Consider the following 25,344-nt stretch of genomic DNA (forward strand, 5'->3'; position numbering starts at 1 on the left):
CTGCTGTTCCGCCGACGCCAGCCGCCCCGATCCGACCGGAGGTCGCGGTCATTCCGCCGCCGACGGTGGCGCCGTTGCCACCGTCGCCGCCGGCGGCACCAACGCAGCCCGACGGCCATCGCGATGCGGTCGTCTGGTTGGCGGTGGCGCCGGATGGGCGTTCGATCATGAGCGCCAGCACCGACCATACGATCAAGCTCTGGGACATCAGCGGCAAGCACCTGATGCGCAATCTCGGCGTTCACAAGGACATGGCGCGCACCGCGCTCTACATGCCCGACGGCATCAGTGCGCTGACGGCGGGCGACGACGGCGAGATCGTGCAGCGAAAACTCTCCGACGGCGCGGTGCTGCACGTCTTCCAATCCGGCCAGAACGGTGGCGTCAACAAGCTGGCGATCAGTCCGGACGGCAGACGCGCCGTCAGCGGGCACGACACCGGCAACGTCATCATTTGGGACCTCGTCAACGGGGCCGTGCTGCATGTGCTGACCGGCCACGACTGGTCGATCAGCGCGGTCGCGGTCTCGCCCGATGGCAAGCAGGCCCTTTCAGGCAGCATTGACGGGACGCTGAAGCTCTGGGACATCGAAAGCGGCAAGCAGTTGCGCAGCTGGCACGGCCATGAGCAAGGCACCTATGGCGCCGTGTTCACCGCTGACGGGCATCATCTGATCACCGGCAGCGGCGACCTGACGATCAAGGTCTGGGACGTCGACAGCGGCCGCGAGGTGAAGCGCTTCGAGGGCCACGAGGGCACGGTCTACGCTCTGGTGCTGTCGGCCGACGGCAAACGCCTGCTGTCGGGATCGCTCGACGGCACCGCAAGGCTGTGGGACATGGCGAGCGGCAATCAGATCGCCATGTTCGACAGCCAGAGCGGACCGATCTACGCCGTCGCCTTCGCCNTGGGACATGGCGAGCGGCAATCAGATCGCCATGTTCGACAGCCAGAGCGGACCGATCTACGCCGTCGCCTTCGCCGCCGATGGCACGGTGCTGACCGGGGGCTCCGACCGCACCATCAGGGATTGGCCGGCGGCCGGTGGTGACGGCGTCGTGCTGTTCGCAGGGGCGCCGGGGTGAATGCCTGGAGAGGCTGGGCTGGGGCATGGACGCTAGTCAAGTAACCGGGCGCTTGCCATGGTCGACGCGGACGGGGGGGCGCATTGTTGGGGTGTGCTCGGCGCCCGCGCCAACCAGGGCGGCTCGTACCGCCGCAACAACACCATCGCACATCGCCCATACGTGGGAAACTTACGCGAAAGCGGAATAGGCAGGGGCTGCAAGACCCGGCATTCTAGCCGGCATGTTCGACCAACCCCCAGACGGCTTGGCGAGGCGGTGACGCAGTATGGCAAAGTGCTGATCCAGGGATTGACCGGGGGCGTTGCGTTGCTATCTGACTCGATAGGCTGCGCGCCTGCGGATCGAACTGATCGGTTTTCCTTGTAGGACCAAGGTCTTGCTTCGTGCGCCCGAAGGTCCGAGAGGCCCCGTTCGGTTCAGGCTATGTCCATTGGACGTTCCGCTATTTTATCCAATTGAGATATGGTCACACGGCGTCGCCGCCAGGTTCAAGAACGGTAGCCTGCTCGGACAGGCATGGGCTGGTGGCCGCCCGGCAGGGGAAGACAAGCGCAAAAGTCCGGCGAAAGCCGCTGCCAGCCAGCTTGCCCGCATGAAAGCGGGTAGCTTTTGAGGTCGTCTGTTTCGGAGCGAAAAACTTGACCGCTCCATGCAGGCAAGGGATCGAGCTCCCTGGGCTTGCCGTTACCCCAGCCACCACCACAATGCCGCGATCACCGCCGCGATGGCGGCCATCGTCAGCCCCAGCATGATGTAGGAGCCTTTGATGATGTCGCGGATGATCTTCTTGATCGTTTCGCGGTCGTTCAGGTTGGGGAAGGTTTCGTTTGGCTGGGCGACGTCGAGGAAATGGCAGAGCGGCCCCCAGCCTTCGCTGACGTTGAACACCAGCAGCTTTTCCGGCGGCACGGCTGCTTTCACTTCGTCGACATAGCTCACGTAGCGGGCAACCGCCTTGTCGCGGTCACCCATGACGCCGGCCAATGTGCGGCCCCAGATGAGCTTGCGCGACATGTCGCCGAACTTGCGGCCGAACGGTGTGAGCCATTCCAGGATCTTGAACTGCCACAAGTTCTCGGTGAAGTAGATCGTATCAATGGTGCTTTCATACCAGGCCTCGGCGCCGCGTGGGTGTAGCGTCAACAGCACCTTGGCCTCGGGGTAGGCAGCCATCAATTCCTTCCAGACGCAGCAGCCTGGATTGTCGACGGTGGCCGTATAGTTTGCGAACACGCGGTTCCAGTCGTGCTGGGTGCCGGGCGGGCTGTTGGCCACCGCGCGCCAGAAATCAAGATGGCCCTTATTGGCCTTGTTTATAATCACTTCCTGCATGTGATAGCAGGGCAGGCCGAGCCTGTTCAGCGCTGCAAAGGTCGACCATGTGCCGGTGCGGCCGAAACCGGCGCCGATAAGCTTGAGCGTCATTTCCAATCCCCCCGGACGTCTTTTCCCGAATAGCGCGGTCCGTGAGCATTAAACTGCTCCTGCTGGGGCCGCCGCGCAACAAACTTCTACATGGATGCCCAGGCAGGCGCCATACTTGCGTAGTCGCTAAAATAATGAAAGCCTGCACGCGGGTGTGAAGAGGGGCAGGGAGTCGCCGAGACCGGAACCGGTCCGGCGATCTTGAAGGTCGATGTATTTTGGGCAATTTCTCGTCGGGATGTCGGCGACCACGATCCTTGTCGCGGTGTGGACCTATATTGCTACCGGTTCGTTCTGGGTGGCACTTGCCTGGACAGCGGTGGTCCTGATCGTCCTGCAGGTCGGCTACTTCGTGCTCGTCCTGGGGTTGATCCACAGGCGCGCGCAAGACGCCGCGATGAGCCCGGATGCAGTCAACCCGGTGCCGCCGCTCCATCGGGACGGCGTCCGATTCTAACGAAGAGCTCCCGCTCCTGCCAGCCTATCGAGCGTTGCGGACCTTCCGCCAAATCGCTACGGCGCATGGTGGAACGAAGCTGCGATGCGTGCGTTTTTCCTGTCGCGATCGGCGAGGCGCCACCTCCACCGGTCCGTTGAAGGCCCGTTCTGCTCCCGGCAGGGCGGGCCTTTTTTGGATGCCGGGAGAGCATTTGGAACGACACTCCTCGCTATACGTTAGTTGTTGCTAAGGAGCGGGTAATCCGAGAAAGAGGCGACATTGCTTGCGCTGCAAAGCGCGATGCTTTGCTATTCCCGCAAATTAGAAGAAGTTTCTTCCGAAAAGCAAAGCATACCAGTGCTTATCCTTACCAGTACGCAAAACGAAATGTGGCATGTTTCTGGATGCGCGCCACATTTATTTCACAAGCAGGGACGGAACCTCCCAGTTACGTGAGAGTTTTCCCTGAGGCGGAGCGAAAATATCCAATCATGGAGGTTATTATGAAACATTATCTTACGAGCGTCGCGGCTGCTGTCGTCCTGCTGGGCGGCGTCGGAGCGACCCTGGCGGACACGATCGTGGTCCAGCCGGAACAGGAGACGGTGGTTCGCGAATACGTCAAGAAGGAGCCGCTGGCGTCGGTGAACCTTCTGGGCGTCGAGCTCAAGCTCGGCTCGTCAGTACCGGACAAGGTCGAACTGCGCGAAGTCCCCAATGTCAAGTATCGCGTTGCTGTGATCAACGATCAGACAGTGCTGGTCGACCCGGACACCCGTCAGATCGTGGAAGTTCTTCACTGATCCGTCTCGTGCATCAAGCAAAAAGCCCATCACCGATTTGATCCGGTGATGGGCTTTTATTTTGCCGCCCGCCAGTTCTCGAGAATTTACTCGGCGGCCAGCTTGTCCTGCGTCCTGGTGTCGAAGTCGCTTGCGTCATGGCGTTCGTGCAACTGCATGGACGGCTCGCCAAAGGCGCGGTTGACCATGCGGCCACGCTGGACAGCGGGCCGTTCGTCGATCGCTTTTGCCCAGCGCTGAACGTGCTTGTAATCCTGAACCGACAGGAATTCGGCGGAATCATTGTACATCCGGCCGAGCGCCAGCCCGCCATACCAGGGCCAGACCGCCATGTCGGCGACCGAATAATCCTTGCCACCGAGATACTCGACCTCGGCTAGCCGGCGGTCGAGTACGTCCATCTGCCGCTTCACCTCCATCGAGAAGCGGTCGATGGCGTATTCGAACTTCTCCGGCGCATAGGCGTAGAAATGGCCAAACCCGCCGCCGAGATAGGGCGCAGAACCCATCTGCCAGAACAGCCAGGACAGCACTTCCGCCCGGGCCGGCTGTTCGGTGGGCAGGAATTCACCGAATTTTTCGGCAAGATAGACCAGGATCGAGCCGGATTCGAAGACGCGCAGCGGGGTCTTGCCGCTGCGATCCATCAGGGCGGGGATCTTGGAATTGGGATTGACCTCGACAAAGCCGCTGCCGAACTGGTCGCCATCGTTGATCCGGATCAGCCAGGCGTCGTATTCGGCGCCCTTGTGGCCAAGCGCCAGAAGCTCCTCCAGCATCACCGTCACCTTGACGCCGTTCGGCGTCGCCAGCGAATAAAGCTGCAGCGGGTGCTTGCCGACGGGCAGGTCCTTGTCATGCGTCGAACCGGCGATCGGCCGGTTGATGTTGGCAAAGCTGCCGCCATTGGCCTTGTTCCAGGTCCATACTTTCGGCGGGGTATATTCGGTCATTGCACGGCCTCTTGTCGTGGGAAGGATGGATAGGCGCTTATAGGTAGGGCCGTGGAGGGGGAAGTTCAACTTGTGTTGAACTATGTTAATCTTGGGCCGCCGCATTGTCCTGCCGGGCGTTCGAACCTCGAAAGGCCAAGTGATTGGCTTCGTGGTCCATGGCCACCGTTCACACCCCTTGCGCCTTCTCCCGCGTGGCATACCTATACAGCAAGCCGCCAGGCATTCGCATCGCAGGACAAAATCATGACCATCAATCCCAATCCGCGCTCCGTGGTTGCCGTGCGGGCGACCGTTCCGGAGGATGCCTTCACGGCCGGGGCCCTCGGCACGCTCAGGGAGGGCAGCGGCGTCGTCATCCGCGATGACGGGCTGGTGCTGACCATCGGCTATCTCATCACCGAGGCGGAAGAGGTCTGGCTGACCTCGCATGACGGCCGTGTCATTCCCGCGCATGCGCTGGCCTACGACCAGGAATCGGGCTTTGGCCTCGTCCAGGCGCTGGCGCCGACCGGCCTGCCGGCCGTGGCGCTGGGCGATGCCGGCAAGGCCAGGATCGGCGACGCGGTGGTGCTTGCCGACGGTATCGGCCGGGCAGTCGAGGCCAAGATCGTCACCAAGCAGGAATTCGCCGGCTATTGGGAGTATCTGCTCGACGAGGCGATTTTCATCGCGCCGGCGCATCCGTCCTGGGGCGGCGCGCCCTTGTTCAGCGCCGAGGGCGCACTGCTCGGCATCGGTTCGCTGCGCCTGCAGATGAGCCGCGCCGGCGAGGTGGCCGATATCAACATGGTGGTGCCGATCGACCTGTTGCCGCCGATCCTCGACGATTTGCTGACGCGTGGCCAGGTGGCCAAGCCGCCGCGCCCGTGGCTCGGGGCGCTGTCGGCCGAAAGCGATGGCAAGGTGGTGGTGATGAGCGTGACCGAGGGCGGCCCGGCCGCCAAGGCCGGCCTGCGCGAAGGCGATGTCATCTCCGAGGTTCGCGACGGCGCGGTCGACGGGCTCGCCGATTTCTATCGCAAGCTGTGGGAAAGCGGTTCGGCCGGTGCCGAGATCCCGATGCGGGTGGTGCGCGACGGCCGCGAAACGTGGCTGCGCGTGAAATCCGCCGACCGCGGCAGTTTCCTGAAAAAGCCACAACTGCAGTAGGCCGGGCGATTTCGGCCAGGTGATGCATCCAAGACTGCTCAAGACCTTCCTCGCGGTGGCGCGCTGCCGCACCGTCACGCGCGCCGCCGAGACGGTTCATCTCGCCCAGTCGAGTGTGAGCGACCAGATCCAGACGCTGGAGGCCGAGCTTGGCGCTGTCTTGTTCACGCGCGCGAAGTCGGGCCTGGAACTGACCCCGGCGGGACTGGCGTTGAAGCCCATCGCCGAGGAACTGCTGCGGCTCGATGCCGAAGCGCGGGCGGCGGTGCTCGCGGTGGCGGGACAGACCAGCGGAGCGCTGACCATCGGCGCCCTTGAGACGATCGCCTCGGCCCGGCTGGCGCCCTGGCTGCCGGGGTTCCAGGCCAGTTATCCTGATATCGCCGTGCGGATGAAAGTCACTGATAGCGGCACGCTGCTGCGCCTGCTGGAGGAGGGCGACATCGATGTCGCCTTCTGTTTCGAGCGCCGCGACATATCCGACGGCGGCGCTGATCAGCGCTTCGCCAGGCGCACGATTTTGGCCGAACCGTTGGTGCTGGTCACCGCGCCGGGGCAGAAGCTGGCTCCGTGCGACCTTGCCGCCCTTGCGGCGCTGCGCTTTGTGACGACTGAGCCTGGGTGCATCTACCGGCACATGTTCGACACCGCCTTTGCCGAGGCGGGCACTGGTGCGCCTGAACTTGCAGCGGAAGTCGGCAGCATCGGTGCCATTGCCCGGCTGGTGGCGGCCGGCGCGGGGCTGGGGCTCGTTCCACGTCTGGCCGTCAGCGACGCGCTCAAGCGTCGTGAGCTGATCGAACTGCCTTGGCCCGGCCCGAAACAGGCGGCGCCGCTGATGATGATCTGGCGGCGCCGGCGCGTCCAGCCGCCGGCATTGCGCCGACTGCTCACCGCCGTGCGAGACATGCAGGCGCCGGCATCCTCGAAAGCCAGTTCAGACGCTGAGTCCTCAAGCCGCTCCAAGGTCTTGCTTTGAAAGCATTTCGCAGAGCCGTCTGTTTTAGACGAGACGATGTCCGCCCTCGACGTGGAGCGTCGTGCCGGTGGTAAAGCCATTGCCGATGAGGAAGGCAATCGCGTCGGCGATGTCCTCGGGCTGGCCGATCCTGCCGACGGGCAGGCGCTCGGCCATGGCCGCAAGCGTCTCTGCCTTCCTCTTGCCGACAACCTGCGCCCAAATCTCGGTATCGACCCAGCCGGGCGACACCGCGTTGACGCGGAGCGGCGCGAGTTCTATCGCCAACGCCCGCACCAGCCCTTCGAGCGCGGCATTGACGGCGGCGACGACCGAGCCGCGCGCGGCCGGCCGGTAGGCGGCGATGCCGGAGACGAAGGTCATCGAGCCAGCCACTGCCAGCCGTGGCGCACCATGCTTGGCAAGCAGCAGCGGGCCGAAGAGCTTGCTGTCGACCACGCGTTGCGCCGCCTCGAGATCGAGCTCCGGCAGCAGCCGGTAGGCGCCTTCGATGTCGGCGGCGGTGCTGACGATATGGTCGAGGCCGCCGATCCCGGCGAACAACGCCCCGACCTGGTCTTCCCGGATGATGTCGACAGTGGCCAGCCCCAGCCCTGCGGGATTACCCAGCGCCTCACGCGCTTGCCGAAGCCTGTCCTCGCCGCGCCCGGCGATGATAACTTCGGCCCCGGCTGCGAGGCAGCGCCTTGCAAGCGCGAGGCCCATGCCGGACCCGCCGCCGACGATCAGGATTTTCTGGTTCGAAATGCTCATTTCCGCTCTGCCTTCGTTTGGTTGGACAAGGGCAGGGAATTGACAGCTCGATGCGGTGAGGGGAAACGGAAGAAACCGATGGTGCTATCGGAGATGCCGATTGGTCCCGGCGCGGTGCGGTTTGGAAACCCGATTGCCTCGATAGCCGGAGCTTGCTCAACGGGCCAGCGGGCTATCCCAGACCGCGAACAAGAGCACCTTAAGTTCGGCGAAGCGCTTCGGCCCAAGTTCGGTGCGCCAGTCCTCCTCGATGTCGCGCAATATGTCGACCATTTTCCAGAAAGCGGCGTGGCCGCGCTCGGTGGACCGCACTACGCGCGCGCTGCCTTCGCCGTCGGAGCGGACGAGATAACCGTACCCTTCCAGACTGGTGAGCAACTGGTTGATGGCCTGCTTGCTCATGCCGGCACGCTCGGCGATCGTTCCGGGCCGCGCGCCGTCCGGGCCGGGAAACTGCAGCACGGCCATATGCGGCAGACGCAGTTCGTCGAAGCCGGCGGCGTTGAGCTCCCTGATCAGCCGGCGCTGGATGGCCTGGGCTGGCACGCGCAGCAGGGCGCCGATCAAAAGGTCCTCGGTCTTGGTCCGCAGAACTTCGGTGGAGGTGGCCATTGACGATCCGGTAAATTGAGTTTACTGATAGCTAGTAAATGTAATTTACCGGGAGGATTTGCGCAATGTCAGCCATGCAGCTTCAGGTCAATCCAGCCGACGAAACGATTGGCGACGGTGACAAGGGGCTAGCGATTCGCTTCCTGGTGACGGGCGACGGTTCGAATGGCAGCGTCGCCGCCTTCGAGTTGAAGGTAGCCAGCGGACTGCGCCTGCTGGCGCCGGCGCACAGCCATGATCACTACGAGGAGACGATCTATGGTGTTGACGGGGTGCTGACCTGGACCGTCGACGGCAAGCCGATCGAGGTCGGACCGGGAGACGCGCTGTGTATTCCGCGCGGTGCCGTCCACCGGTTCGACAACAATGGCAGCCAAGGGGCGAAGGTGTTGTGCGTTGTCACCCCGGCGGCGATCGGCCCGGACTATTTTCGCGAGATTTTCGCCATGTTCCACGCCGCCGCCGGCGGTCCGCCTGACAAAGCCGGGATGATGGAGATCATGCGCCGCCATGGGCTGACGCCGGCAGTCCCGCCGCCAGCCTAGGCGGCCTATCTCCCCGTCCTGGGGCGCAGGAGGGAAATGCCGTCCTGCGCGGGCAGTTTGGCGCTCCTATTCGCGTTCCGCGCTCGCGAACACCACCAGGTTCCCGTCGGGATCGCGCATGCGCATGATCCAGAAATGGTCGGCCTCCTCGATCGGGCCGGGTTCGAGACCGGCATCGGCAAGCCGCTGTCTCTCGGGCGCCAGCGGCAGCACGCCGAGCGTCAGTGTCGAGGTGCCGGCTTTCTCCTTGTCCTCGAACAGCTGCACTTCGGCACTGTCGGTGAATTGCCATTCGGCCAGCCTCGGCATCGGCCGGCGCAGCGGCGGCTTGCCGAAGAGTTTTCCGTACCAGCCGATGCTGGCCTCGAGGTCGGAGCAACTGACATGGGCGAAAATGGTTTCGATTGCCATTAGGAAACCTCCATCGAACGGTGCACTCTTGCCGCAACGCGGTGCTGGATGGCACGTTCCGGTGCTTCCTGACCGCGTGCTCCATTGCTGACGAAAACTGACAATGGGTCATGCCGTGATGGCGGCAATCGCACGATGATGAAGGTAATACCGATGACGACAATCCTGAACGGACATGCCGGCTGATGGCGCCGGTCAAGGTCGACCCCGACAAGGTCCGGGAATTCCCCGATGCGGCGAGCTTCTACGCCTGGCTTGGCCAGCACCACGCCACGGAAACCGAAGTGTGGATCAAGGTGCACAAGGTGGGGTCGGGACTGAAGTCGATCACACCGAAGGAAGCCATCGACGTCGCGCTGTGCTTCGGCTGGATCGACGCCGTGCGCAAGGGGCTGGACGAGAACAGTTTCCTGCAGCGCTACACGCCGCGCGGCAAAAAAAGCATCTGGAGCAAGCTCAACATCGACAATGTCGCGCGGCTCATCGAGGAGGGCCGCATGACCGAGCACGGGTTGAAACAGGTCGAGGCGGCCAAGGCCGACGGGCGCTGGGCACGTGCCTATGGCAGCGGCAAGGAAATGAAAATCCCCGATGATCTGCAAGCGGCGATCGATGCCGAGCCGGCTGCCAAGGCGATGCTGGAAAAGCTCAGCGCGCAGAACCGCTTCTCGCTCGCCTTCCGCACCCACAACATGAAGACCGAAGCCGGGCGCAAGAAGAAGATCGAAACCTTCGTGGCGATGCTGAAGCGCGGCGAGACGATCTATCCGCAGGGAAAGAAATAGGAGCCTTAAGACGCGGGAATGTGGGTCAAGGGTTCGGGAATTGTGCACGTGGGCGCCGACGAAGCCATCAAGACATCGCCGCGGACGGCCTGGACAAGAAAGTCGAGGACCGTTGTCACACGCAGCGGGATATTCCGGCGGGACGGGTAGACGACATTGATCGGCAGGCGAGTCGGCGGAAAATCCGGCATCAGCTTGACCAGACTCCCCGCTTCGATGTCCGATCCGGCGAGGATGTGGGAAAGCACCGCAAGCCCGGCTCCCGCCAGGGTCGCGCGATGGACGGCCATCGAATTGTTGGCGACGAGGCGGGGCTCAATCCGCAGAACGACTTCCTCTGCTCCACTGGAGAACGACCATGACCGGCCGTCGCCGCCACGGCTGTAGCAAATGCAGGAGTGATCCTTGATGTCTTGCGGCGTCCGCGGTGTGCTGCGTCCCTCGAGATAGGCTGGGGAGGCCACGAGAAAGGCAGTTGTCCAGCCGATCCGGCGGCAGATCAGGCTGCTGTCACAGGCCGGCCCGAGGCGTACCTCGAGATCGATCGCATTCGCGACCACGTCCGACGGTTCATCCCGAAGGAGCAACTCGACCTGAAGTGCCGGATGGCGCTCCAGCAGCTCTCCCAGACGGTCGCTGAGGAAGACGCCGAGGGGCGTCGGCAGGCTGAGCCTCACCTTTCCGGATATGGCTGCCGCTTCGGCGCCGCTGGCCTCGCCGAGCGCTTCGACCGCTTCGATGACGCGCAGCGCCATCGGCAGCATCCGTTCACCCTCCGCCGTCAAAGCGAGCGCGCTCGTCGTGCGGTGCAAGAGGCGCGTCTTGAGATGCGATTCCAGCGCGGAGACCTGGCGGGATACAGCCGGCTGCGTCAGATTGAGGTCGATGGCGGCCGCTGAGAAGGATTTTGTCTGCGCCACCCGCAGGAACGTTCGCAACGCCGATACGACGTCCATCCTCGCCCTCATACTTTTCGACATAAGCCTTATGTCCGCATCCTAAGCGGGTGGCGCTTTACTGTCCAGTAATTATGGATATTAATTGTCCTTAAGGATATTAGATATCCATAAAGGAAAAGCCATGACGCAGCGCCTGAACGCCGCCCAGCAATCGCCTGAACTCTTCAAGAAGCTCCTCGATTTCAGCATGGCCGAGACACATGGCGCGATCGAAGAGAAGCTCCGCGATCTGGTCCACGTCAGGGCATCCCAGATCAATGGCTGCGCCTTCTGCCTCGACATGCACGTCAAGGAAGCAAAGATCCACGGTGAGAGCGAGTTGCGGCTGTACCATCTCCCCGTCTGGCGCGAATCGATCCTTTTCATTCCCCGCGAACGTGCCGCCCTTGCCTGGACCGAAGCCGTCACCAAACTCCCCGAAGGCGGTATCCCGGACGAGCTCTATGAACGCGTGCGCGGGCAGCTTTCGGAGAAGGAAATCTCCGACCTCACCTTCTCGATCATGGCCATCAACGCCTGGAACCGTGTCAGCGTCGCCTTCAAGGCCGTGCCCGGCTCCGCGGACAAGCTCTACGGCCTCGACAAGGCCGGCCTGAACTGACCTCTCCCTCAACGAAACCATCAACGGCGCGGCGCGACCGCGAACGGAGACTATCATGAAAATCGTCATCATCGGGGGCACCGGGCTTATCGGCTCCAAGACGGTCGAACGGCTGCGCAAGCAGGGCTGTGAGGTGGTTGCCGCCGCCCCGAATACCGGCGTCAACACCATCACGGGCGAAGGCCTGGAGGCGGCGCTCGCTGGCGCCGAGGTCGTCATCGACCTCGCCAATTCACCTTCGTTCGAGGACCAGCCCGCCATGGATTTCTTCACCACTTCAGGCCGCAACCTGCTCTCCGCGGGCAAAATTGCCGGGGTCAGGCACCACATCGCACTCTCGGTTGTCGGAACCGAACGCCTGCAGGACTGCGGCTATTTTCGTGCCAAGCTCGTCCAGGAAGAGCTTATCAGGGCCTCCGGCATCCCCTACACCATCGTGCATTCGACGCAGTTCATGGAATTCCTGGCCAGCATCGCCAAGTCCGGCGCGGTCGGCGAGGCCGTGCACCTGTCGCCGGCCTATGTGCAGCCCATCGCATCGGACGACGTCGCCGATGTGATGGCGGGGATCGCGCTCGGCGCGCCGATCAACGGCATGATCGAGATTTCCGGTCCGGAGCGTGCGCGGATGAGCGAACTCGTCGCCCGCTACCTCAAGGCTGTCGGCGATCCCCGCGAGGTCGTGGCTGATCCGGAGGCGCTCTACTTCGGCGCGAGGCTGAACGACACTTCGCTCGTCTCCGACAACAATCCGCGCCTTGGCCGCACCACCTTCGAACAATGGTTCGCCACCGCGGCGCGGAAATGACCGCCAGGGGATGAGCCGTAGCTCAACACACAAAGGAGTTTTCGAATGATCAAGTCAATCGCCATCGCGCTCGCCGTGACAGCGGCACTGGCCGGCCAGGTTGGCGCCAAGGAGGCCCATCACGCCGGCGAGAAGGCCGCCAAGGTCACCCTCGTCTATGAGCATGAACTGCCGAATGCCCCGGGCAAAAGCATCAAGGGCATCCTCGTCGAATATGGCCCCGGCGGCTACTCGGAGGCGCATACGCATCCAAGCTCCGCCTTCATCTATGCCACCGTTCTGGAAGGCTCCATCCGCAGCCAGGTCAACGACGACCCGGTCAAGGTCTACAAAGCCGGTGAGAGCTTTTCGGAGATGCCGGGTGATCGCCACAGCGTGAGCGAAAACGGCAGCGAGACGAAGCCCGCGAAGCTGCTGGCGGTGTTCGTGGTCGATAGCGCCCAGAAGGAATTAACCTATCCGGCCAAGAAATAGGGGCGCGAGGCCGGTCGCCCTTCCTCGCGTCCGGCCCTGCCGCCAGCCAATACTGTCGGTGAGCCCATGTTCGGCGATCATCATTTCCTGACTCTGGTCTTGATCAACCTTCTCGGGCTTGCCGGCATCGTCGTCTGGTATTTCCAGGGCCGTGGGCGTCCCATGGCACGCCTGATCGTCCAGATCCTGTTCTTCGCCGTCATGACGGCCGTGCTCGGCTTCGGCGGCATCCTGCCGCATTGGGTCGACCAGGCGGACCTCCAGGGAACGGGCGCGTATCTGGCGAAGTCCGCGCGGATCCTCTGGTGGACGCATCTTGCCTGGACGCTCGTCGGCTTCGTGCGCCTCTACGTCGTTCTGGAGCACAGGCCGCGAGAAGCGCGCCTGCTCCAGGACCTGGTGGTCGCCGCGATCTATCTCGGCGTGGCGCTGTCGATAACGGGCTTCGTCTTCGGTGCTCCCATCGGAACGCTGGCGGCAACGTCGGGCGTGGTCGCGATCATGGTCGGACTTGCGCTGCAGAACACGCTTGGTGACGTCTTCTCCGGCATCGCGCTGACGCTGGGCCGACCCTACACGCTCGGCGACTGGATCATGCTGAGCGACGGCACGGAAGGACGTGTCGTTGAAACGACCTGGCGCTCCACGCATCTGCTTACCGGTGCGTATAATATCGTCGTCCTTCCCAACAGCGTCTTGGCGAAGCTCAGCCTGACCAATCTCAGCCGTCCCGACGCGACGCAGCAGATGACCCTGACCATTCGGATCGCCGCCACGCACGCGCCGCACGTCATCCAAGAGGCGATGTTCGCGGTCCTCCAGAGCTGCAAACGGATCGTCAAGGAGCCGCCACCGCTCGTCGCGCTCAAGGAGATCGACGCGGTGGCGATCGGCATGGACCTGCTCTTTTGCGTGGCCGGTCCAGGCGACCGGTTGCTGGCGAGGAATGAGGTGATCGACCTCATCCACCGCCATTGCGAGACGAATGGTCTGCGCCTTGCGATGTCGCCTCAGAGCTACGCCGTCCTATTGCCGGCGACGGGAGACCAGCCGCCCGCGACGGTCATGCGGCCACGTTCATCCGGCGCGCTCTAGCACCCATTCGAAGCTGTTTTTCCAAAGCTCCGCGGGGATGTCGAGCGCCAACGCTTCGGTGAGGTCGGAAAGCCTGACGGCGCGCAATTTTGCGCGCCAGGCCTCATCGGCCTCCCACATGATGCGCGCCACCGGGCAAGGGTTGCTTTCGCAATAGCCTTGGGGACGACACGGATTGTTCTCGCGGATATTGTTGCAAACAAACGTCCGCGCCTTGCCCTCAACCGCCTCCACGATGTCGAGGAAGGTCAGCTCTGCCGGCGTCCGCGCCAACCGGTATCCACCCGACGGCCCCAGCGTGGTGTGCACCAGTCCCGCCTGCGACAGGCTTTGCAGTGCCTTGGAGAGATATTCCTTGGGAAGGCCGTGGAACTCGGCAAGCGCTTTTGTCGAGAGATACCGTCCCTCGGGCAGACCGGCGAGAATGGCGCAGCAGTGCAGTGCCCATTCGACTTGGCTTTTCAGGATCATCCACGGGTTCCGGGGTCGGTACCGACCGACCTATTAAGGATAAAAAGTATCCCTATTCCACCGCGGTGTAAACAGAGACGGATTCTGGCGGGGAGCCATGATCCGCTGTAGCCCGGGCCTGTCGGCGCATGCGCTCAGGCTCCGGAATGCGGATCGATACCGTAGGGATGGACGGGGTAGCCGGGTGCGATGGCATCGCGCACGCGGTCCGTCCATGCGGCGAACGCCGGATAGTCAGGCAGCGAAAAGCCGCAATCGCCGGCGCGGTGGCTGTAGGCATAGACGGCGACGTCGGCGATGGTGAAGTCGCTGCCGGCGATCAACGGCGTCTCGCCAAGGCTGCGGTCCAGGGTGGCGAGCGTGCGGGCTCCGGCTTCGCGTTTTCCGGCAACCATGGCCTGGTTGCGCTCAAGCCGTCCGGTCGAGGTCCAGAAGCGCAGCGAGCCGATGATGGGCTCGACATTGTGTTGTTCGAAGAACAGCCATTGCATGACCTTGGCACGCCGATAGCGGTCCGGCGGCAGGAAGGGCGTGCCTTCGGCGAGGTAGGTGAGGATCGCATTGGATTCGGCAATTGCGCTGCCGTCTTGGAGTTGAAGTACGGGAACAGCGCCTGCCGGGTTGAGCCCGCCTGGAAGGCGTCCGTATGGCTCTCGCCCTCGAAAATCGAGACGGGGTGGCTGTCGTGGGGAATCTCAAGCAATCCGAGCAGGACCCGGACTTTCCAGCCGTTCCGCGATGGCGGATAATCGTGAAGCGTGAGCATGACCGGTCGTCGTGATGGATCACCGATCGCATGGCGCGGCGCCTGCCGACACCCGATTCCTGCCCACGCAACTCATGCAACCGATCGCACAATGACTGCGGTCTCCGCCGCCTAATAAATCAATTCCGTCCGTGCCATCTTCGCTTCGATGGTCGACATCCACAAAGGCATGACAGATGAGCATCCATTCCGGCAAAGTCGCCCTCGTCACAGGCGCCAATCGCGGCATCGGTCAGGAAACCGGCCGTCAATTAGCCAAGCTCGGCTTTACCGTACTGCTCGGCGTGCGCGATGTCGCCAAAGGCGAGGCGGCGGCCAAGGCGCTCGATGGCCATGTCGAGGTCATCGCGCTCGATGTCGCCGCGCCTGACGCGGCTCGGACGGCAGCCGAAGGGGTCCAGCGGCGGTTCGGCCGGCTCGACGTGCTGATCAACAATGCCGCCGTCCATTACGACACCGGCTCGCGCGCCTCGCGGCCCGACTGGACCGTCATCCGCGAGGCGTTCGAGACCAACGTCTTCGGCGCCTGGCGGGCGGCCGCCGCCTTCGCGCCGCTGCTCGGGGCGGGCGGCCACGGCCGACTGGTCAATGTGTCGTCCGAAGGCGGTTCGCTGGCCTCGATGGGGCCGGGGGCGCCGGCCTATTCGACCTCGAAGGCGACGCTCAACGCATTGACGCGCGTGCTGGCGGCGGAGCTGCGCGGCTCCGGCGTACTGGTCAATGCCGTCTGCCCTGGCTGGGTCGCCACCGACATGGGCGGACCGGGCGGACGCCCGGTCGCGCAAGGAGCGGCCGGCATCGTCTGGGCCGCGACCTTGCCGGACGACGGCCCGACCGGTGGCTTTTTTCGCGATGGCAAGAGATTGCCGTGGTGACGGCGGGACTGCCATGGTGATGGCGGTCGTTGAAGAGGAGGCGAAGATGAGGATTGGAATTCCGGCGGCGCTTGGCATTGCCTAACGGCGTTCAGCATCTGAATCGGGAAGTTCTGCCAACTGGTTGTTTTTTCCATCAATCTCGCCGGCTAACCGTGCATCATCTCTTCCATACGCGGCGCGCCAGCACGTGGCCCGGCTGCAGACCATGGAAAGCGGCCGATGGAAGCAGGGGGGCTTCCAGCATCCGGGCGAGAAGTAAGCTATCGGCACGAGAGCGGGCGAGGGGCGGACCGCTCGCGCAATTGCCCGCAGGAAAAAGCCGCCCTTTTTCGTGACAGGTCTTCAAGGGGGATGATTGCTCGTCACTGGTTGAGGTCGACCGGTGTCACACCGAGGAGCTTCAGGGCGTTGGCGTAGGTCCGGATGCCTTGCGCCTGCTTGCTCTCGGCACAGAACCGGTTCGCCTTGTCCTGCAGTGCCGTTGCCTGCGCGATCTGGCTCGCACTGGCACCGGGTTCGGCCTTGGTCCGGATGGCGCCGTCGAGTTGAAGACCGAGCCGGCTGCAATATTCGCTTCGGGTGACCGCAGCCTCCGCACCCGACTGTGCGACCGCGAGCATGGCCAGCGAAATGCCTGCGAGGGCACTCATCCATCCGGTCGAATGTCGTTGCATCGCGGGCAGCATCCCTTGCATTGGTGGCGACCGCTGTCCGGTTGCCACGAGCATGTTATGCCCGACGATGTTTTCCTCAGTTTTTCCCGGATGTTGAATCTTGTTTCTGGAGTGTTTCTGGCGGCCGGGATCACACCTCGTCGGCGTCGAACAACAGCATCGTCAGATCGTCGTCGCCCGGAGCCAGTATCCGCCGGTCGGCGGCGCAGGCGACGCCGACTACCGAGGCGAAGGCGGTGCGGATGTCGTCGAGGCTGTCGAAATACAATGTTCCCACCAGATAAGGCATCTCGCCCGCCGACAGCTTGACGATGGGTCGCCTGCTGACATCGTAGCGCCGCAGCCCGGGAAGCTTCTTGGCAAGCGGTATATGAACGTCGAAATAGTGCCGGTCGAACGCGGCCGGATCGGCCGGGGTTTTGTAGATCACGAGCATCTTGGCCATTGCCATGGTCCTGTCCTGTTGATGTCGATGGTCAGCCTGTAAAGGCCGCCAAACCGAAGTCGTTCGACAATCGCGGATTTCGACGGCCGTCGATTTTTATGTGCGCCGGCAGGCAGGAGCAGCCATGCAAACAACCGGTCCCCCGGCCGAGGAGATCGGCGCTTCGTGCTCCGCCAAGGCATCCGCGGCGCTTCTGCCTCTTCCCCTGGCATCTTCATTCGCGTAAGGGCGCGGGCAAATCCTCCAATCTCCTTCGAGCCTCCCCCGGACCACCATGATCAGACTTGAAAACATCGGCAAGCAGAACGGCCGTCAGCTTGTCTTCATCGAGGCGTCGGCCACGCTGCAGAAGGGCGAGAAGATCGGCCTCGTCGGGCCGAACGGCGCCGGCAAGACGACCTTGTTTCGCATGATCACGGGCCAGGAGCAGCCTGACGAGGGCCAGGTGCAGGTCGATCGTGGCGTCACCATCGGCTATTTCAGCCAGGATGTCGGCGACATGGCGGGCCACAGCGCGGTCGCGGAAGTGATGAACGGTGCTGGGCCGGTGAGCGAGGTGGCGGCCGAAATGGCGCAACTCGAGGCTGCGATGGCCGACCCCGACCAGGCCGACCGGATGGATGAGATCATCGAAAAGTATGGCGAGGCGCAGCATCGCTTCGAGGAACTCGACGGCTATGCGCTGGACGGCCGCGCGCGCGAAGTGCTTGATGGTCTGGGCTTCAGCCAGGAGATGATGGACGGCGATGTCGGCAAGCTCTCGGGCGGCTGGAAGATGCGCGTGGCGCTGGCCCGCATCCTGCTGATGCGGCCAGACGCCATGCTGCTCGACGAACCGTCGAACCATCTCGACCTTGAGAGCCTGATCTGGCTTGAGCAGTTCCTGAAAGGCTATGACGGCGCGCTGCTGATGACCTCGCACGACCGCGAGTTCATGAACCGCATCGTCAACAAGATCGTCGAGATCGATGCGGGATCGCTCACCGCCTATTCCGGCAATTACGAATTCTACCAGCAGCAGCGGGCGATCGCCGACAAGCAGCAGCAGGCGCAGTTCGAGCGTCAGCAGGCGATGCTGGCCAAGGAGATCGCCTTCATCGAGCGCTTCAAGGCGCGTGCCTCGCATGCCGCGCAGGTGCAGAGCCGGGTGAAGAAGCTAGACAAAATCGACCGCGTCGAGCCGCCAAAGCGCCGCCAGGTGGTGAATTTCGAGTTCCAGCCGGCGCCGCGCTGCGGCGAGGACGTCGTCACCTTGAAGAACGTGCACAAGGCCTATGGAAGCCGCACCATCTATGAAGGGCTCGACTTCCAGGTCCGCCGCCGCGAGCGCTGGTGCATCATGGGCGTCAATGGCGCGGGGAAATCGACGCTGCTGAAGCTGGTGGCCGGCGCTTCCGATCCCGATACCGGCACGGTGGCGCGGGGACCGAGTGTGAAAATGGGCTATTTCGCCCAGCACGCCATGGAGTTGCTCGAAGGCGAGCGCACCGTGTTCCAGACGCTGGAGGATAATTTTCCGCAGGCCGGCCAGGCGCCGCTTCGGGCACTTGCCGGCTGTTTCGGCTTTTCCGGCGACGAGATCGAGAAGAAATGCCGGGTGCTGTCAGGCGGCGAGAAGGCAAGGCTGGTGATGGCGCTGATGCTGTTCGATCCGCCCAACCTTCTGGTGCTGGACGAACCGACCAACCATCTGGACATCACAACCAAGCAGATGCTGATCGAGGCGTTGTCGCAGTATGAGGGCACGATGCTGTTCGTCTCGCACGACCGGCATTTCCTGGCCGCGCTGTCGAACCGCGTGCTCGAACTGACGCCGGAAGGCATCCACACCTATGGTGGCGGCTATACGGAATATGTCGAGCGCACTGGACAGGAAGCACCCGGGCTGAGGAGCTGATTTCCAGTTCAACATGTGTGCCGGAGCGCGTCGCACGGTCATGGCGACGCGCTTCATGCCACGAGGCTTATCTCAGCGAGATGGCGAGCCCGCTCAGATCGGCGTTGACCTGCAGGCCCACCTGTCGGCCCGTGAGTTCAAGCTGGGCGCCCTTGTCGTTGGTCATCACGATCACCTGGGCGCCTTTGCCGAGCGTGCCGCCGCCGCCGGCGGCGCCGTATACGCCAGTCACGTCCCGGACGCGCTTGATGTGGCGCACGGTGCCCTGGAAATAGGTCTTGGAGACCCCGAAGGCGAGGCCGCCCGAGACGCCGCCGATCGAGATCGGGTATTTGCGACCATGGAAAGTCAGCGTGCCCTCGCCACCTGAGCCGCCGACAAAGAAGGCCGCCTTGTAGACGGAGAAGCGGATTTTACCGCTGTCGGCATGCGCGGCGCTGGCCAGGCTGACGCCCGCAGCGGCGATCGCGGCAACGGCGATTGAACGAAATCCGGACGAAATGGTCATGATGGGAACTCCTGAAGATGGCCGCCTTGCCCGCCGGCAAGAATGTCGGGGTCGTATCAAGTTACAACTGAACAGTCTCGCCCATCATTGGTTCCAAGCCGCGGTCCAAATCCTGGCGATGGGCGGGCCGCCCCGAAACGAGGCCGGCTCTGGTCGCAACGGTCGTCTTGTGAGATGACGGCGTCCGTGTACTCTCCACGGTGGTTGGCAAGGGGATTCTGGATGAAAATTGCCGTGGGGCTTGCAATGTCCGCATTGGCGGCGACGATGACCGGATGCGCGACCTCTCCGGTCGACTACGGAGCCTCGCTTTCGCAGCAGGACCAGAAATGGGCAACGCCGCAATGCCAGCAAGCTCGAGCGGCGGCCTCGGACTACGCGGTCCGCGAAAAAACGCATCCGGGTTGGGAATTCGTCGCACTTGGCCCGTATGGCTTGGGGATCATAGCGGCCACCAAGGAGCACGAGCAGAAGCAGCGAAAGCTGCTCGCACGCGACGTCCATCTGCAATGTTCGAGCCTTCCCTTGCCCAAGGAATTGCAGGGCGATCTCGGCGCTGCTGGCCCCGGTAAGGCCAGATATCCATAGACGGGAATGCGGCGCGAGCGCGATCCCTCGCCGGAAAATCTTTACAGTTTTGCTGGAGTTGTTGCTTTACCGCAGCAATCCCTCCGCCTCGAACGTGTCCCAGCCCTCGAGCGTTGGCGAATCGTCTTTTCTCGAATTCCTGGTCCTGCGGGCGTTGCCCGTCCGCTTGCCTGCTCGCGTCAGTGCGGCCTTGCCGGCTCCGCGCCGCCTGTTTTCGGATGTTTCCCTCGCGTCCTCTTCCCGCCAGGCGGTCGCCAAGTCACGATCAAGAGCGTCCTCGATGTGGCGTGGATCGAAGACATGGAAGGTCACGGCCTTGGATCGCCCGCGCATCTTCACGGTGCGCGTGCCGATGCTTTTCAGGCGACCATCCCTGAGCCACTTGTGCCGCTCGCGCGACGAGATGGTAAGAATGTCCTCCGCTTCTCGCGGAAGCACGGCCAGCGCTTCGATCCCTTCCAGCGTCCTGGAGATGGTCGCCGAGGCGGCCCGGAACGCATCCGCGTCGGCTTGCGGCATGCGCAAGACGATGCGGCCGGTCTCGGCCTTGGCAAATTTCCTCGCTGTCCAGGGCAGCCTGGCTCGTACTTCGCGTTCGATCCCTTTCAGGCGCAAGGAGGAGCCAAGCGTCGCCGATGGCGGCAGCGGCCATTCGGCAACCATTGACGCGGCGCTCGCGCCTTGCTCGGCCGTCCGATCAGGGGTGGTCGCGATCGCCGCTGCGATGCCACCTAGGATCTTCCGCAGGGAACCGCGCTGCTTGGCTGCAGGTTTCATGTCTCATCTTCGCTCGTCAGGTGCCTGCCGTGCAACGATCGTTCGCACAACAGACAACCGAAATCAGGCTCGATCAGTTCCCCCTAGCAGGGGACCTGGCGGGTGTTCGGATTCATAGGCGGGGCACTTTGATTCGCTGCCCGATGGACACGCTTCATTCGGGTTCGCCAAACCACCGCGCCGCGGCCTTGGCAACTCCCTCGAGGTCTGGATCAGCGTCGGTGGCCCAGGCGACGAAGCCATCGGGGCGCACGAGCAGGGCAGTCAAGCCCAGCCGCTCCCCGGCATTGCCGGCAACATAGGTAATCCGGTTCCTCCAGCGGCTGGCAAGCGCCTGAAGCGGGGCATGGCCGTCGAAGTCCAGAAGGAAGCCGCGCCCGGACCTCAGAAGCTCGCCGAGCCTTGTCCCGTCGGCCAGTTCGAAGTCGGGCGCGCTACGGCCGACCAGGGGATGGGCGCTGCCGAGTTCGTAGCGCAGGGACACGCCCCAGACGCGCCCGGCGAAGTATGTCGCGCCGTCGCGCGTGCCGATGAGGTCGCGAATGATGGCTTCGAGTGCGCGCGCGCCGCGGCTCGGCCGCATCAACGCGACCTGGGCGCGCGACCAGTCGAGAACCTGCGCGCCGACGGGGTGCCGCTCGTTGAAATAGCTGTCGAGCAGGCCCGCCGGCGCGTCGCCGCGGATGGTCGCGGCAAGCTTCCAGCCAAGGTTCATCGCGTCGCCAAGTCCAAGGCTGTGCCCCTGGCCGCCGAGCGGGGAATGGATGTGCGCGGCATCACCGGCGAGCAGCACGCGGCCCCTGCGGTAGGCCGTCGCCTGGTGGGCGCGGTCCGTCCAGGTGGTGGCAAGCCGGAGTTCCGTCAGGGTGACATCCGTGCCTGAAACGCGGCGCAACACCGCCTGCACGTGCTCTGGTGTGACCGGCCGGGTGCGATGGAAAGCGCCGCCGTCGAACTCGACCATCGCGATCGTGCCCGGCCGCGCGTAAGTATACATGCCCGTCGCCGTGTAGCGGCGGCCCACTTGAAGTTTGTCGGGATCGGCCAACTCGACCTCGACGGAATAGCCGGTGAATTCGGGATCGGTGCCGGCGAATTCGAAGCCGCCGGCCTTGCGAACCGCGCTGCGGCCGCCATCGCAGGCGACGAGCCAGCGCGCGCGAAACGTCTCGCCGCCGGCGCGGATGGTCACGTCCTCATCCGACTGCTTGACGTCCTCGACGCGGAGGCCGCGCCTGATCTCGGCGCCGATCGCGCTTGCCCGCGCGGCCAGAAGGTTTCGATGGCCTCCATGTCGGACGCCATGTGGGTGCCGGCCGCGTCCGGCAGCCGATAAGGCCATTTCGAGCTGTCGACGGTGTCGAGGTAGAACTGGATGCCGGCGAAATGGCCGCCGGGCCGGCGCGCCTGCTGCATCCAGTGCGCGGCATCCGCAACGCCGCTGCCCGCCTGTTGCGGCGCGGCGATGTCGCCGAGCAGGCCGCGACGGTGAAAAGCTTCGATGGTGGGCGCTGAAAGACCGCGCATGCCGAAGGGCAGCCGCTTGAGAGGCGAGCTGGGATGCTCGGCCTGCTCCAGCACCAGCACGGCGAGGCCCGCCAAGCGCAGCTCACAGGCGAGAAACAGGCCGACGGGGCCGGCACCGGCAATCACGACATCATATGAATTGGGGTTGTGCATGAACTACTCCTTGGTCGATGTTCGACCGGAGCGTTCCTCGCGTTGAGACCCACACGGACGAACGATTGGGCGCTTGAGCAGCGTCCGATGTTCGTCGCGGGGATCTCGTGCACGAAGCCAAAGACCAGAACTTTCCCGGCGAAAGGAATTCGCTGGCGAAAGGAGTTGGGCTTACCAAACCAACTCTGCCTTTTCCGACACGGGCTGTATAAGGGGGTGGCGACTGATGCGCAACAGAGTGCACGAGTACGGTTTTGAACAATAATGGCCAGGCGTTTTGCGTTTCTCCTCGTTCGCGACTTCACGCTGTCGCCGCTGTCGCTGTTCATCGACACGCTGCGGCTGGCGGGCGATGAGGGCGACCGCAGCCGCAGGATAGAGTTCGACTGGGAGATCGTCGGCGAACGCGGCCTGCCGATCCGGGCAAGTTGCGGCGTCGAATTGCTGCCGACCGGGGGGATCGGAAACCCCGAGGATTTCGACAACGTGGTCGTGGTCGGCGGGCTGCTCGACACCAACCGCAGCCTGAGTTCCGAGAAGGAGGCGTTCCTTTTGCGTGCCGCGGGCAAGGGCGTGCCGCTGACGGCGCTCTGCACGGGAAGCTTCGTGCTGGCGCGCTATGGGTTGCTCGATGGCTACAGCGCCGCCGTCAGCTGGTTCCACATCAAGGATTTCCGCAGCCGGTTCCCGGAGGTCAACGCCCATGCCGACAGCCTTTTTACCGTCGACCGGGGCCGCGCGACATGCGCGGGCGGCACGGGTGCCGCCGACCTCGCGGGCCATTTCGTGTCCCAGTTCATCGGCCAGAAGGCGGCGGAGAAGGCCGCCAAGATCCTGGTGCTCGACCGGATCAGGAGCAGCCGCGACGTGCAGCCCGTCGGCGACCTGTTTCCGGCGGCGTCGAGCCGGGCGGTGAAGCGGGCCTTGCTGTTGATGGAGAGCAACCTGCAGGAGACGCTGTCGGTGGCCGAGATCGCAAGCCGCCTGAACTGCTCGCGGCGCCAGCTCGAACGGCTCTTCGGGTTGGAACTGGGCATCGGCCCGATGGCGGCATATCTGGCGCTCAGGGTGCATAATGCGAAGTCGCTGCTGGAAGGCAGCGACTTGCAGATCGGCGATATCGCCTACCGCTGCGGCTTCACCAATGCCGGCCATTTCAGCCGTGTGTTCCGCCAGCAGACCGGCATCACGCCAACCCACCTCAGGCATCCGAACCGGGCAGTGGCGGCGGGAGGATAATGGTAGGCGACGGCCTTGGTCGTGTCGCATACCCCGCCTGGCCGATTGCGTCGGTGCGGAAGCTGGCCATAGCATTGCGACGAGCGGTGGTGCCGCCGCTGCCTTGACGGTCAAATTCGCCAGCGAGAGCCATGCCGCATTATCCCGACGCCATGCCTGGATCAAAGAGCCTCTTCGAGCGCGCCAAGAAAGTGATGCCGGGCGGCAATACGCGCACCACTGTCTTTCTCGATCCGTTTCCGATTTATGCCGCGCGAGGCGAGGGGTGCAGGGTCTGGGATGTCGACGGCAACGTCTACTATGACTGCATCAACAATTTCACCGCGATGATCCATGGCTACACGCATCCCGATGTCGCTGCCGCCGTGGTCGAGCAACTGCCGTTCGGCACGGCCTTCGGCGCCCCGACGCTCAGCGAGATCGAGCTTGCCGAGCTTCTCGTCCACCGGCTGCCCTCGGTCGACCGGATCCGCTTCACCAACTCCGGCACGGAGGCGGTGATGATGGCCATCAAGGCCGCGCGCGCCTTCACCGGGCGGCCGAAGATCGTCAAGATCGAAGGCGCCTACCACGGGTCTTATGATTTCGCCGAGGTGAGCCTGGACAGTTCCCCGGCCAATTGGGGCGACATGCCAAGATCGACGCCTTACGCAAAGGGAACGCCGCGCGGGGTGCTGGACGATGTGATTGCCGTGCCCTTCAACGATATCGAGGCGCTTCGCGCCGTCTTCGCCGCTCAGAGCGACAGCATAGCAGGCGTGCTGATCGATCCGATGCCCAATCGAGCCGGCCTCATCCCTGCACGCCAGGACTATCTGCGGGCAATGGTCGAGATCGCCCGCGCGGCCGGGACCCTGGTCATCTTCGACGAAGTCATCTCGTTTCGCCTTGGCTGGTCGGGCGCGCAGGGGTTGTGGGGCATCGAGCCCGACCTGACCGCGCTCGGAAAGATTATCGGCGGCGGCTTCCCTGTGGGCGCCGTTGGCGGGCGCGCCGATGTAATGGCGGTGTTCGATCCGACCAGGGGCAAGCCCGCTCTTCCCCATGGCGGCACGTTCACCGCCAATCCGGTGACCATGCGGGCCGGGCTCGCCTCGATGCGGGCGCTGACGAAGGAGAGCTTTGCCCATCTCGATACGCTGGGCGCATTCCTGCGCGAAGGGATCTCCGCCTCGTTCGACAGGCATGGCCTTGCCGGCCAATGCGTGGGCCTCGGTTCGCTGTTCAAGGTTCATTTCACCTCGCATCCGGTTACGGACTATAGATCCGTCTATACGGGGCAGGCCGAGCAAAGGAGGGTCGATACGTTCCACAAGGGCTTGCTCGGCTGCGGGGTCCTGTCCGCCAGCTACGGCCTGTTCGCGCTCTCGACGCCAATGACACAAGCGGACGCGCGCAGCATTCTGCATGCGATCGACGAGACCCTGGGCGAGATCGCCGCGCATCGAGGATCAGGATGACGTGCCGTCGATTCACCTCCCTATCCCTTTGTCGAAGCATGATCTCTGGACAAACGGAAACCGTTAGTCCGAGAAAAC

General features: G+C 63.7%; 29 protein-coding genes and 2 pseudogenes. 16 read left to right on the forward strand and 15 right to left on the reverse strand.

All coding sequences use genetic code 11. From position 1 onward, the window contains the following. Positions 1-1,052 (forward strand): WD40 repeat domain-containing protein (locus X739_RS06090; protein WP_023795597.1); only part of this gene is annotated, 1,052 nt, incomplete at its 5' end. A 721-nt stretch (positions 1,053-1,773) separates the two neighbouring features. Here the strand turns inward: X739_RS06090 and X739_RS142505 are convergent. Then, positions 1,774-2,514: a sulfotransferase family protein gene (locus X739_RS142505; protein WP_023795598.1), complete on the reverse strand. Its 741-nt coding sequence runs from the start codon at positions 2,512-2,514 to the stop codon at positions 1,774-1,776. Between the two features lie 211 nt (positions 2,515-2,725). On the opposite strand from X739_RS142505, the gene X739_RS142500 reads away from it, so the two are divergent. Together X739_RS142500 and X739_RS142495 are read left to right on the forward strand one after the other, a co-directional pair. Then, on the forward strand, positions 2,726-2,971 hold the full coding sequence (locus tag X739_RS142500) for an exopolysaccharide production repressor protein (RefSeq protein ID WP_023784368.1): 246 nt from the start codon (positions 2,726-2,728) through the stop codon (positions 2,969-2,971). 485 nt (positions 2,972-3,456) lie between these two features. Continuing rightward, the gene (locus tag X739_RS142495; RefSeq protein WP_023795599.1) at positions 3,457-3,756 is read left to right on the forward strand and encodes a DUF1236 domain-containing protein; all 300 of its coding nucleotides are present in this window, start codon (positions 3,457-3,459) and stop codon (positions 3,754-3,756) included. An 86-nt stretch (positions 3,757-3,842) separates the two neighbouring features. Here the strand turns inward: X739_RS142495 and yghU are convergent, their stop codons facing one another. After that, positions 3,843-4,709, reverse strand: coding sequence for a glutathione-dependent disulfide-bond oxidoreductase (gene yghU / locus X739_RS142490; protein WP_023784370.1), 867 nt, complete (start codon positions 4,707-4,709; stop codon positions 3,843-3,845). A gap of 246 nt (positions 4,710-4,955) precedes the next feature. On the opposite strand from yghU, the gene X739_RS142485 reads away from it, so the two are divergent. Next, a complete protein-coding gene (locus X739_RS142485) occupies positions 4,956-5,861 on the forward strand; it encodes a S1C family serine protease (RefSeq protein WP_023775064.1) in 906 nt (301 codons plus the stop codon). Between the two features lie 22 nt (positions 5,862-5,883). Then, positions 5,884-6,840, forward strand: a complete 957-nt coding sequence (locus X739_RS142480) for a LysR family transcriptional regulator (RefSeq protein WP_023795600.1) — start codon at positions 5,884-5,886, stop codon at positions 6,838-6,840. Between the two features lie 24 nt (positions 6,841-6,864). Here X739_RS142480 and X739_RS142475 read toward each other — a convergent pair whose 3' ends face one another. Then, positions 6,865-7,593, reverse strand: a complete 729-nt coding sequence (locus X739_RS142475) for an SDR family oxidoreductase (RefSeq protein WP_023795601.1) — start codon at positions 7,591-7,593, stop codon at positions 6,865-6,867. Between the two features lie 156 nt (positions 7,594-7,749). Beyond that, entirely contained in the window at positions 7,750-8,205 is a 456-nt protein-coding gene (locus X739_RS142470; protein WP_023795602.1) for a MarR family transcriptional regulator, read from the reverse strand. 65 nt (positions 8,206-8,270) lie between these two features. On the opposite strand from X739_RS142470, the gene X739_RS142465 reads away from it, so the two are divergent. Then, positions 8,271-8,750: a cupin domain-containing protein gene (locus X739_RS142465; RefSeq protein ID WP_023784374.1), complete on the forward strand. Its 480-nt coding sequence runs from the start codon at positions 8,271-8,273 to the stop codon at positions 8,748-8,750. Positions 8,751-8,816: 66 nt separating this feature from the next. On the opposite strand, the gene X739_RS142460 is transcribed toward X739_RS142465, so the two are convergent. Beyond that, positions 8,817-9,161 (reverse strand): VOC family protein, encoded by a 345-nt coding sequence (locus X739_RS142460; RefSeq protein WP_023784375.1) that lies wholly within the window; start codon positions 9,159-9,161, stop codon positions 8,817-8,819. A 185-nt stretch (positions 9,162-9,346) separates the two neighbouring features. Here X739_RS142460 and X739_RS142455 point away from each other — a divergent pair, with 185 nt between their 5' ends. Next, the gene (locus X739_RS142455; RefSeq protein WP_023784376.1) at positions 9,347-9,946 is read left to right on the forward strand and encodes a YdeI family protein; all 600 of its coding nucleotides are present in this window, start codon (positions 9,347-9,349) and stop codon (positions 9,944-9,946) included. 5 nt (positions 9,947-9,951) lie between these two features. On the opposite strand, the gene X739_RS142450 is transcribed toward X739_RS142455, so the two are convergent. Then, the gene (locus tag X739_RS142450) at positions 9,952-10,902 is read right to left on the reverse strand and encodes a LysR family transcriptional regulator (protein WP_023784377.1); all 951 of its coding nucleotides are present in this window, start codon (positions 10,900-10,902) and stop codon (positions 9,952-9,954) included. A gap of 124 nt (positions 10,903-11,026) precedes the next feature. Here X739_RS142450 and X739_RS142445 point away from each other — a divergent pair, with 124 nt between their 5' ends. From X739_RS142445 to X739_RS142430, 4 genes are all read left to right on the forward strand, one after another. Next, on the forward strand, positions 11,027-11,506 hold the full coding sequence (locus X739_RS142445; RefSeq protein WP_023775072.1) for a carboxymuconolactone decarboxylase family protein: 480 nt from the start codon (positions 11,027-11,029) through the stop codon (positions 11,504-11,506). Between the two features lie 55 nt (positions 11,507-11,561). Then, positions 11,562-12,314 carry an SDR family oxidoreductase gene (locus X739_RS142440; RefSeq protein ID WP_023795603.1) on the forward strand — a complete coding sequence of 251 codons (753 nt, stop codon included), beginning with the start codon at positions 11,562-11,564 and terminating at the stop codon, positions 12,312-12,314. Positions 12,315-12,359: 45 nt separating this feature from the next. Further along, positions 12,360-12,788, forward strand: coding sequence for a cupin domain-containing protein (locus X739_RS142435; RefSeq protein ID WP_023795604.1), 429 nt, complete (start codon positions 12,360-12,362; stop codon positions 12,786-12,788). A gap of 66 nt (positions 12,789-12,854) precedes the next feature. Next, positions 12,855-13,883, forward strand: a complete 1,029-nt coding sequence (locus tag X739_RS142430) for a mechanosensitive ion channel family protein (RefSeq protein ID WP_023795605.1) — start codon at positions 12,855-12,857, stop codon at positions 13,881-13,883. Here the strand turns inward: X739_RS142430 and X739_RS142425 are convergent. Together X739_RS142425 and X739_RS01000000166455 are read right to left on the reverse strand one after the other, a co-directional pair. Continuing rightward, complete coding sequence (locus X739_RS142425) at positions 13,866-14,354, reverse strand: Rrf2 family transcriptional regulator (protein WP_015316869.1); 489 nt, start codon at positions 14,352-14,354, stop codon at positions 13,866-13,868. The two genes, X739_RS142430 and X739_RS142425, sit on opposite strands and share 18 nt — an antisense overlap. Before the next feature lie 134 nt (positions 14,355-14,488). Beyond that, positions 14,489-15,120 (reverse strand): annotated as a pseudogene (locus X739_RS01000000166455) (glutathione S-transferase family protein). Positions 15,121-15,296: 176 nt separating this feature from the next. Between X739_RS01000000166455 and X739_RS142420 the strand changes: the two are divergent. Continuing rightward, positions 15,297-15,995, forward strand: a complete 699-nt coding sequence (locus tag X739_RS142420; protein ID WP_023795606.1) for an SDR family NAD(P)-dependent oxidoreductase — start codon at positions 15,297-15,299, stop codon at positions 15,993-15,995. A gap of 365 nt (positions 15,996-16,360) precedes the next feature. On the opposite strand, the gene X739_RS142415 is transcribed toward X739_RS142420, so the two are convergent. Both X739_RS142415 and X739_RS142410 read right to left on the reverse strand, forming a co-directional pair. Then, a complete protein-coding gene (locus X739_RS142415; protein ID WP_023775079.1) occupies positions 16,361-16,648 on the reverse strand; it encodes a hypothetical protein in 288 nt (95 codons plus the stop codon). A 154-nt stretch (positions 16,649-16,802) separates the two neighbouring features. After that, positions 16,803-17,117 (reverse strand): EthD family reductase, encoded by a 315-nt coding sequence (locus X739_RS142410; RefSeq protein WP_031252287.1) that lies wholly within the window; start codon positions 17,115-17,117, stop codon positions 16,803-16,805. A 274-nt stretch (positions 17,118-17,391) separates the two neighbouring features. Between X739_RS142410 and X739_RS142405 the strand changes: the two genes are divergently transcribed. Continuing rightward, positions 17,392-19,014: an ABC-F family ATP-binding cassette domain-containing protein gene (locus X739_RS142405; protein ID WP_023795608.1), complete on the forward strand. Its 1,623-nt coding sequence runs from the start codon at positions 17,392-17,394 to the stop codon at positions 19,012-19,014. Between the two features lie 67 nt (positions 19,015-19,081). Here the strand turns inward: X739_RS142405 and X739_RS142400 are convergent, their stop codons facing one another. Continuing rightward, the gene (locus tag X739_RS142400) at positions 19,082-19,522 is read right to left on the reverse strand and encodes a hypothetical protein (protein ID WP_023775082.1); all 441 of its coding nucleotides are present in this window, start codon (positions 19,520-19,522) and stop codon (positions 19,082-19,084) included. 222 nt (positions 19,523-19,744) lie between these two features. Here X739_RS142400 and X739_RS142395 point away from each other — a divergent pair, with 222 nt between their 5' ends. Next, positions 19,745-20,110: a hypothetical protein gene (locus X739_RS142395; RefSeq protein WP_031248614.1), complete on the forward strand. Its 366-nt coding sequence runs from the start codon at positions 19,745-19,747 to the stop codon at positions 20,108-20,110. 66 nt (positions 20,111-20,176) lie between these two features. Here the strand turns inward: X739_RS142395 and X739_RS142390 are convergent, their stop codons facing one another. The 4 genes and pseudogenes from X739_RS142390 to X739_RS1000000171390 form a co-directional block, all read right to left on the reverse strand. Next, on the reverse strand, positions 20,177-20,887 hold the full coding sequence (locus X739_RS142390; protein ID WP_023775084.1) for a hypothetical protein: 711 nt from the start codon (positions 20,885-20,887) through the stop codon (positions 20,177-20,179). Between the two features lie 154 nt (positions 20,888-21,041). Beyond that, positions 21,042-21,470, reverse strand: coding sequence for a hypothetical protein (locus X739_RS1000000171380; protein ID WP_348524195.1), 429 nt, complete (start codon positions 21,468-21,470; stop codon positions 21,042-21,044). Positions 21,471-21,548: 78 nt separating this feature from the next. Continuing rightward, positions 21,549-22,166, reverse strand: a pseudogene (locus tag X739_RS1000000171385) (FAD-dependent monooxygenase); the annotation flags it as partial. After that, positions 22,076-22,567, reverse strand: coding sequence for an FAD-dependent monooxygenase (locus X739_RS1000000171390; RefSeq protein ID WP_023775086.1), 492 nt, complete (start codon positions 22,565-22,567; stop codon positions 22,076-22,078). The gene X739_RS1000000171390 and the pseudogene X739_RS1000000171385, both read right to left, overlap by 91 nt. 264 nt (positions 22,568-22,831) lie before the next feature. Here X739_RS1000000171390 and X739_RS142385 point away from each other — a divergent pair, with 264 nt between their 5' ends. Together X739_RS142385 and X739_RS142380 are read left to right on the forward strand one after the other, a co-directional pair. Beyond that, positions 22,832-23,806 carry a GlxA family transcriptional regulator gene (locus X739_RS142385; protein WP_023775087.1) on the forward strand — a complete coding sequence of 325 codons (975 nt, stop codon included), beginning with the start codon at positions 22,832-22,834 and terminating at the stop codon, positions 23,804-23,806. Between the two features lie 131 nt (positions 23,807-23,937). Then, positions 23,938-25,266: an aspartate aminotransferase family protein gene (locus X739_RS142380; RefSeq protein ID WP_023795609.1), complete on the forward strand. Its 1,329-nt coding sequence runs from the start codon at positions 23,938-23,940 to the stop codon at positions 25,264-25,266. Positions 25,267-25,344: the final 78 nt, after the last annotated feature.

This window comes from Mesorhizobium sp. LNHC209A00, from assembly GCF_000502915.1.
In the GTDB taxonomy this organism is placed as follows: domain Bacteria; phylum Pseudomonadota; class Alphaproteobacteria; order Rhizobiales; family Rhizobiaceae; genus Mesorhizobium.